General features: G+C 73.7%; 8 protein-coding genes. 6 read left to right on the top strand and 2 right to left on the bottom strand.

Features of this window, described 5'->3' with window-relative positions; translation table 11 throughout:
- The 6 genes from ABD52_RS35120 to ABD52_RS35100 form a co-directional block, all read left to right on the top strand.
- Window positions 1–491 (top strand): ABC transporter ATP-binding protein (locus ABD52_RS35120; protein WP_047894567.1); only part of this gene is annotated, 491 nt, incomplete at its 5' end.
- Window positions 488–1,672, top strand: coding sequence for an ABC transporter permease (locus tag ABD52_RS35115; RefSeq protein WP_047894565.1), 1,185 nt, complete (start codon window positions 488–490; stop codon window positions 1,670–1,672). The genes ABD52_RS35120 and ABD52_RS35115, both read left to right, overlap by 4 nt.
- Window positions 1,673–1,885: 213 nt before the next feature.
- Window positions 1,886–2,095: a helix-turn-helix domain-containing protein gene (locus ABD52_RS35110; RefSeq protein ID WP_013288759.1), complete on the top strand. Its 210-nt coding sequence runs from the start codon at window positions 1,886–1,888 to the stop codon at window positions 2,093–2,095.
- A 220-nt stretch (window positions 2,096–2,315) separates the two neighbouring features.
- Window positions 2,316–2,417 carry an AURKAIP1/COX24 domain-containing protein gene (locus ABD52_RS38760; RefSeq protein WP_007465623.1) on the top strand — a complete coding sequence of 34 codons (102 nt, stop codon included), beginning with the start codon at window positions 2,316–2,318 and terminating at the stop codon, window positions 2,415–2,417.
- 119 nt (window positions 2,418–2,536) lie between these two features.
- Window positions 2,537–3,610 carry an NAD-dependent epimerase/dehydratase family protein gene (locus ABD52_RS35105; protein WP_013288758.1) on the top strand — a complete coding sequence of 358 codons (1,074 nt, stop codon included), beginning with the start codon at window positions 2,537–2,539 and terminating at the stop codon, window positions 3,608–3,610.
- Between the two features lie 338 nt (window positions 3,611–3,948).
- Window positions 3,949–4,806, top strand: a complete 858-nt coding sequence (locus ABD52_RS35100) for a lysophospholipid acyltransferase family protein (protein ID WP_200905283.1) — start codon at window positions 3,949–3,951, stop codon at window positions 4,804–4,806.
- Between the two features lie 15 nt (window positions 4,807–4,821).
- Here ABD52_RS35100 and ABD52_RS35095 read toward each other — a convergent pair whose 3' ends face one another.
- Together ABD52_RS35095 and ABD52_RS35090 are read right to left on the bottom strand one after the other, a co-directional pair.
- Entirely contained in the window at window positions 4,822–5,700 is an 879-nt protein-coding gene (locus ABD52_RS35095; RefSeq protein ID WP_013288756.1) for an HAD family phosphatase, read from the bottom strand.
- A gap of 112 nt (window positions 5,701–5,812) precedes the next feature.
- Window positions 5,813–6,670 (bottom strand): DUF5667 domain-containing protein, encoded by an 858-nt coding sequence (locus tag ABD52_RS35090; RefSeq protein ID WP_013288755.1) that lies wholly within the window; start codon window positions 6,668–6,670, stop codon window positions 5,813–5,815.
- Window positions 6,671–6,896: the final 226 nt, after the last annotated feature.

Below are 6,896 nucleotides of genomic sequence, written 5' to 3'. Positions count from 1 at the left end.
CGGCGATGCTGGGCCGGGTGGGGCTCGGTCACCGGCTGCACCACCGGCCCAACCAGCTCTCCGGCGGTGAGCAGCAGCGGGTGGCGATCGCCCGGGCGCTGGTCACCGAACCGGCGGTGCTGCTCGCCGACGAGCCGACCGGCAACCTGGACAGCGCCACCGGCGAGGCGGTGCTGGAGCTGCTGGAACAGTTGAACGCCGAGTCCGGGGTGGCGCTGGTGATGGTGACCCACGACCAGGAGGTGGCCGCCCGGGCACACCGGCGCATCGCGGTACGGGACGGGCTCATCCGGTCCGACAGCCTTCATGATCGACCGGCGTCGGACGGCTCCGGCGTACCTGCGACACTGGACCCCGCTCCCAGCGCGGAGCCCCGGTCCGCGTCCGGAAGCGGCCCGGGGCACCCGCCCGGTGGCCCCGGTGGCACCACCGGGGCCACCGGGCGCCTTCCGCGCGCCGCAGGCGGCCGTCAGCAGGGCGACGCCGGATGAGGCTGGCCGAGGCGTGGCGGGTGGCGTCGGACGCGCTGCGGGCCAACCGGATGCGCAGCCTGCTGACCATGCTCGGGGTGATCATCGGGGTGGCCTCGGTGGTGATCCTGGTGGCCATCGGCACCGGCACGAAGCAGCAGGTCGAGCAGCAGGTCGAAGGGCTCGGCTCGAACCTGCTGCTGGTGGTGCCGGGCCGGATCGAGGTGGGCAACGCGCCTGTGGTCTCGCCGCTGGACCTCAGCGACGCCGACGCGGTCTCCCGGGTGGTCGGCGACCCCGGCCGGGTCGCCGTCACGGTGGCCTCCGGCGCTACCGCACGGGCCGGCAACCGGTCCGACTTCACCACTGTGCAGGGCGTCCTGGAGACCACCCCGTCGGTGTTCACCAGGTCGCTGTCGCGGGGCCGCTACCTCACCGGGGCGGACGTGGACACCAGCCGCCGGGTGGCGGTGCTCGGCGACTCGGTGGCCCGCGCGCTCTTCCCCGACCGGGATCCGCTCGGTCAGCAGGTCACGCTGGCCGGGGTGCGGTTCCGGGTGATCGGCGTCTTCGCCCCGCTCGGGCAGAGTCTCGGCGTGGACCGGGACGACGAGGTGCACGTACCGGTGACGGCGGCGCAACGGCTGTGGGGCACCCAGCGCATCGACGGCATCGCGGTGAAGGCGCCGGACCGGGAGCGGATCGACGAGCTCGGCGACCGGATCGTCGCGGAACTGTCCCGCCGGCACCCGGACACCGAGTTCAGCGCCGTCACCCAGCGGCAGATCCTCGGCGTGCTCGGCGACATCCTTGGTGTGCTGACCGGCGTGCTGGCCGCCATCGCGGGCATCTCGCTGCTCGTCGGCGGCGTCGGCGTCTCCAACATCATGCTGGTCTCGGTACGCGAGCGGACCCGCGAGATCGGCCTGCGCAAGGTGGTCGGCGCCCGCCCCCGCGACATCGGCGTGCAGTTCCTGCTGGAGGCGGTGCTGCTCACCTCGGTCGGCGGCCTGACCGGGATGGCGCTGGGCGTCGGCACCGCGCTGCTCGTGGACGCGTTCTCCCCGATCCCGGCGGCGATCACCTGGTGGTCGTTGGCGCTGGCGTTCGGCGTCTCCGCGGCGGTCGGCATCGTCTTCGGCGTGGTGCCGGCGCAGCGGGCCGGACGGCTCGACCCGGTGGTGGCGCTGCGCGCCGAGTAGACGGCGGTCGCCCGGATCGGACGAGACACCCGTCCGGGCGAAAAAGCCCTGGTGGACATCGGGTGAACGGCTGTCTCGCCATGATCAAAGGGTGGAAGGGATCGCGCAGGTCACAGCCGTCCCGCTACCGTACTGGTTACACGCGCGTCGCTCGTCGAGGCGGGAACACCTGCCCGGTGACACGCGCCGGGCACGGGAATGGGTCGGTGAGCCATGGCCGGGTCGCAGTCCGACGCACGGCTGTCGGATGTCAGGTTCCTGACCGTCGCCGAGGTGGCGACGGTCATGCGGGTCTCCAAGATGACCGTCTACCGCCTCGTGCACAGCGGTGAGCTGACCGCGGTACGGGTCGGCCGGTCGTTCCGGGTGCCCGAGCACGCCGTGCACGAATACCTCCGGGGCGCCTTCCAGGAGTCCGCCTGAGCCCTCGGCGCACCGTCCGCCGAGTGCGACGAAAAGGGGCATCGACGGGGGCGCGTTGGTCCTGCTGACGCACTCCGGTTAGGCTGGGCCACGACCGTGACCGCTCTCTGGTGTGCCCTGCCCACCACGCTGGTCCGGTCCGTTGTCCGCAAGCGGTCACGGTGCCACCCGTGGTGGTGCCGTCCGGTCCGCCCCGCACGTTGCATCGAAAGGCTGTCGTATGGGCTCGGTGGTCAAGAAGCGCCGCAAGCGCATGGCTAAGAAGAAGCACCGCAAGCTGCTGCGCAAGACCCGCGTCCAGCGTCGCCGTCTCGGCAAGTGACCGGTGCCGGGCAGCAGCCCGGCACCGGCACCACTTGCCAACTGTCGACCCTCGGAGGCTCAGGTGATCAGGCCGCGGACGTCCCGGCTCGATCCCGCCTGCCGCGCTAGGCGCACGACATGACCCCCGGTGACACCTCCGGTGCCCCGGGGGTCGTCGTCGTCACCGGGGTCGGCCGCTGGCTCGGCGCCCACGTGGCCGCCCGGCTCGCCGCCGACGAGCGGATCGAACGCGTCATCGGGGTCGACCCGGCACCACCCAACCCCGAGCTGACCGACCTGCTCTCCGACGTCGAACGCATCCGCCTGGACCTCGACTCGCTCGGCGGCCTCCTGCACGACCTCGACGTCGACACGGTGGTGCACCTGGCGCTCGTCACCGCCCCCGACCCGCAGCAGGGCGGCCGGGCGGGGATGAAGGAACAGAACGTCATCGGCACCATGCAGCTGCTCGCCGCCGCGCAGCGCGCGCCCCGGCTGCGCAAGCTCGTGGTCCGCTCGTCCACCGCCGCGTACGGGGTGTCGTTCCGCGATCCGGCCGTCTTCACCGAGGAGACCGAGCCGCGCGAGGTGCCGCGTGGCGGTTTCGGCCGCGACATCCTCGACATCGAGGGGTACGTCCGCGGGTTCCGCCGCCGTAGGCCCGACGTCACCGCGACGGTGCTGCGCTTCGCGCCGTTCATCGGGTACGCCGCCGACACCACGCTCACCCGCTACTTCTCCCAGCCGGTGGTGCCCACCGTCTTCGGCCGCGATCCGCGCCTGCAGTTCGTGCACTTCGACGACGCGCTGGAGGTGCTGCACCGGTCCGTCGCCGAGGACCACCCGGGCACGTACAACGTCGCCGGGCCGGGGGTGCTGTCGCTGTCGCAGGCGATCCGCCGGGCCGGTCGGGTGGCGGTGCCGGTGCTGGAACCGGGCCTGGCCGGGGTCGCCGCGGTCGCCCGCAGTCTGGGCTTCGGCCGGTACGGCTTGGATCAGGTGGACCTCTTCGTGCACGGTCGGGTGGTGGACACCAGCCGACTGGAGCGGGAGTACGGCTTCACGCCCCGCTCGACCGCCGCCGCGTTCGAGGACTTCATCCGCGCCCACCACGGCGGAGTCGTGGTCACCCGGGACCAGCTCGCCGCCGCCGAGCAGTTGGTGCTGGAGAGCATTCGGCAGGTCCGCTCGACCGTACGGGAGCGTTCGTGACCAGCCCGGAGGAGCGGCGTGACGCGCGTTACGACGTACCGCTGGGTGTGCCGGATCCGGGCGCGGAGCCCGCGCGGCGCAACGGGCACCGCCGGGTGACCGCGCCGTCCGCCCGCCCTGCGGCGCCGCCGGACGAGCCGGACACCTCCGCCGACGAGCCGGGCGCCGCCGCCGGCGCGGGCGTTCCGGCCACGCCGCACCAGCCGGCGAAGAAGACAGTGGCCAAGAAGACGGTCGCGAAGAAGGCCGTGGCGAAGAAGGCCGTCGCCAAGAAGGCCGTCGTGCAGCAGGCCCCCGCGGACGAGGCACCGACCGGGAACGCGCCGTCGGGTCCGGCCGTGGCCGACCGGCCGGGGGACCACTGGGACCGCAAGGTGGCCAAGGGGCTGGCGTTCCTGCGGCGGCGGCTCGCCGGTGACTACGAGGTCGACGAGTTCGGCTTCGACCCCGACCTGACCGACGCGGTGGTCCACCCGCTGGTCCGGCTGCTCTACCGGGACTGGTTCCGCACCGAGGTCAGCGGCATCGAGCACGTACCAGACGAGGGCGCCGGCTTGGTCGTCGGCAACCACTCCGGCACCGTGGCGCTCGACGCGCTGATCCTCTCCACCGCGCTGCACGACCGGCACCCGGCGCACCGATACCTGCGGCTGCTCGGCGCCGACCTGGTCTTCCGGATGCCCGTCGTCTCCGAGATAGCCCGCAAGACCGGCGGCACCGTCGCGTGCAACCCGGACGCGGAGCGGCTGCTCGGCAACGGGGAACTGGTGGGCGTGTTCCCGGAGGGCTTCAAGGGCGTCGGCAAGCTCTACGCCGACCGCTACAAGCTCCAGCGCTTCGGCCGGGGCGGGTTCGTCTCCGCCGCGCTGCGCACCGGTACGCCGATCGTGCCGGTGGCGATCGTCGGCGGCGAGGAGATCTATCCGATGCTCGCCGACATCAAGCCGCTGGCCCGGCTGCTCAAACTGCCGTACTTCCCGGTCACGCCGACGTTCCCCTGGCTGGGGCCGCTGGGCATGGTGCCGCTGCCGAGCAAGTGGCTGATCGAGTTCTGCCCGCCGATCCCGACCGCGCACCTGCGTGACGCGGCGGACGACCCGCTCGTGGTGTTCAACCTCGCCGACCAGGTGCGGGAGACGATCCAGCAGACGCTGCACAAGCTGCTCGAACGCCGGCCGGACCCGTTCGGCCCCTGAGCCGGGCCGCGCCGGTCAGGCGTCGCGGTGGCGGCGCCGGTGCAGCGCCAGACCGGCCGTGACCGCGCCGGCGAGCAGCCCGGCCGCCGCGGTGGAGGGCACGGCGATGCGTACGGCCCGGCGCCCGGTGCGGAAGTCGCGCACGTCCCAGCCCTGCTCGCGGGCCTGCCGCAGCAGCGCCGGGTCGGGGTTGACGGCCACCGCGCGGCCGACCGCGCGGAGCATCGGCAGGTCGTTCGCCGAGTCGCTGTAGGCCGCGCACCGGGCCAGGTCCAGCCCTTCCACGGCGGCGAGCTGGGTGACCGCCTCGGCCTTCGCCGGCCCGTGCATCAGGTCACCGACCAGCCGCCCGGTGTACGCGCCGTCGACCACCTCGGCCACAGTGCCGATCGCGCCGGTCAGGCCGAGCCGGGTCGCGATCACCCGGCCGATCTCCACCGGGGCGGCGCTGACCAGCCAGACCCGCTCGCCCGCGTCGAGGTGACGCTGGGCCAGGCGACGGGTGCCGGCCCAGATGCGCGGCGCCATCAGCTCGTCGAAGATCTCGTCGGTGAGGCGTTCCATGTCGTCGACCCGCCAGCCCTGGACGAAGGCGAGCGCGGCCTCCTTGGCCTGCGACATGTCGCCCGCGTGCTCGGTGGCGAGCAGCCGGAACCGTGCCTGCTGCCAGGCGAACCGGGCCAGGTCCCCGGTGGTGAAGTACTTCCGGGCGGCCAGCCCGCGGGCGAACCAGTAGATCGACGCGCCCTGCATCATCGTGTTGTCCACGTCGAAGAACGCGGCCGCGGTGGGGTCGGGCGTGACTGTGGTCGCCGGTGCCGAGGGGGTCTCCGACCAGCCCGCGGTGTGCCCGTGCGCGTCGGTGCTGACGGTCACCTTCCGGCTCCCGGCCACGGCGACCTCCCTGCCTCGACGACGGCGTACGCCCTCCTCGTCGAGCGTATCCGGCACGATGTGACGGCCGGGTGTCCGCCGGGAGAAGTGTGGCGCGGTAGGCGTCCGCCGCTCAGCGGTCGGCCGGGCAGGTGGCCGGAGCGGGCCCGAGCATGTCGCTGGCCTGCGGCGCGGGCAGCCCGCAGGCGATCGCCTCGCGGAGCGCGTCGGCGCGCTTGCCCGCCGCGTCGAGCAGGGACAGCGAGCGGCGGGTGCGGTCCCGGTCGGCGTGGTCGGGCCGGTCGAGCAGGCCGCTGACCACCCGGCGCTGGCCGGCGAGGAACGTGTCCACCGCGTCCAGCGCCGTCGGGTCCGAGCGCTGCGCGGCGACAGTGGTCAGCAGGCGTACGCCCTGGCGGGTGTCCGCGTCCATGTCGTCCAGGACGGCGCTGAAACCGATGCGGTCGTCGCGCACCGAGGCGGCCTCGTCGAGCCGGGTGCGGGCGAAGTCGAGGAAGAGCTGGCCTCGGCTGATGTCCGAGCTGGCGAGCGCGAGCTGGGCGCGCTCGGTGGAGCGCTTCATGCCGTACAGGGCGTCGCCGGGCAGCGCGTTCTCGCTGGCGGCGGAGATACCGGAGAGGGCGACCGCCCCGGCGGCCACGCCGACCAGGATCGCGCCCCGGGCCCGCGCCCGGCGGCCGGTGATGGCGGGGAGCAGCGCACCGCGTACGCCGGAGGTGGCGGTCCTGGCCGGAGCGCCGACGCCCTCGCGTTCGGCGGTGGCCACGAGCATCGCCCGCAGGCCGGTACGGAACTCGGCGTCCACCTCGACGTCGGGCCGCTCTGCGGTGAGCCGGCGGCTCACCTCGACGAGTGCGGTGAGCTCACCGTCCGCCTTGGACCGGACGTGGTGCCGGCGTCCGCCGTTGGCCTCGTCGAGGAGTTGCGCGAAGCGCTCGGCTCGCCGACGGGAGAAGAGGTCGCTGTCCACCGCGGCACCCCCTCTCGCTGGTCACGGCCGGGCGGCCGTCGTCGTCACCAGCGACCGGTGGCAGCGTGTGGCCCAGGGCCGACCGGAACGGCCGACCTGACCCGCCGGACCGGGTGGCCCGGGGGACGCCGGGACAACCACTGGTCGCACCCGGAGAAACGGACCGCGCCGGTCGCCGGTTACGGCTGGGGCGGCGGCGAAATCACCGGGAGTGAGGGGCGGGTGG

The sequence above is a fragment of the Micromonospora sp. RV43 genome (assembly GCF_001029515.1).
In the GTDB taxonomy this organism is placed as follows: domain Bacteria; phylum Actinomycetota; class Actinomycetes; order Mycobacteriales; family Micromonosporaceae; genus Micromonospora; species Micromonospora aurantiaca.
The sequence above is the reverse complement of the archived record's forward strand: the minus strand, read 5'-3'. Positions and strand labels throughout refer to the sequence as shown.

Coding starts and splice junctions, on each gene's coding strand:
- ABD52_RS35115 (WP_047894565.1), top strand. CDS start 488: ATGAGGCTGGCCGAGGCGTGGCGGGTGGCGTCGGACGCGCTGCGGGCC.
- ABD52_RS35110 (WP_013288759.1), top strand. CDS start 1,886: ATGGCCGGGTCGCAGTCCGACGCACGGCTGTCGGATGTCAGGTTCCTG.
- ABD52_RS38760 (WP_007465623.1), top strand. CDS start 2,316: ATGGGCTCGGTGGTCAAGAAGCGCCGCAAGCGCATGGCTAAGAAGAAG.
- ABD52_RS35105 (WP_013288758.1), top strand. CDS start 2,537: ATGACCCCCGGTGACACCTCCGGTGCCCCGGGGGTCGTCGTCGTCACC.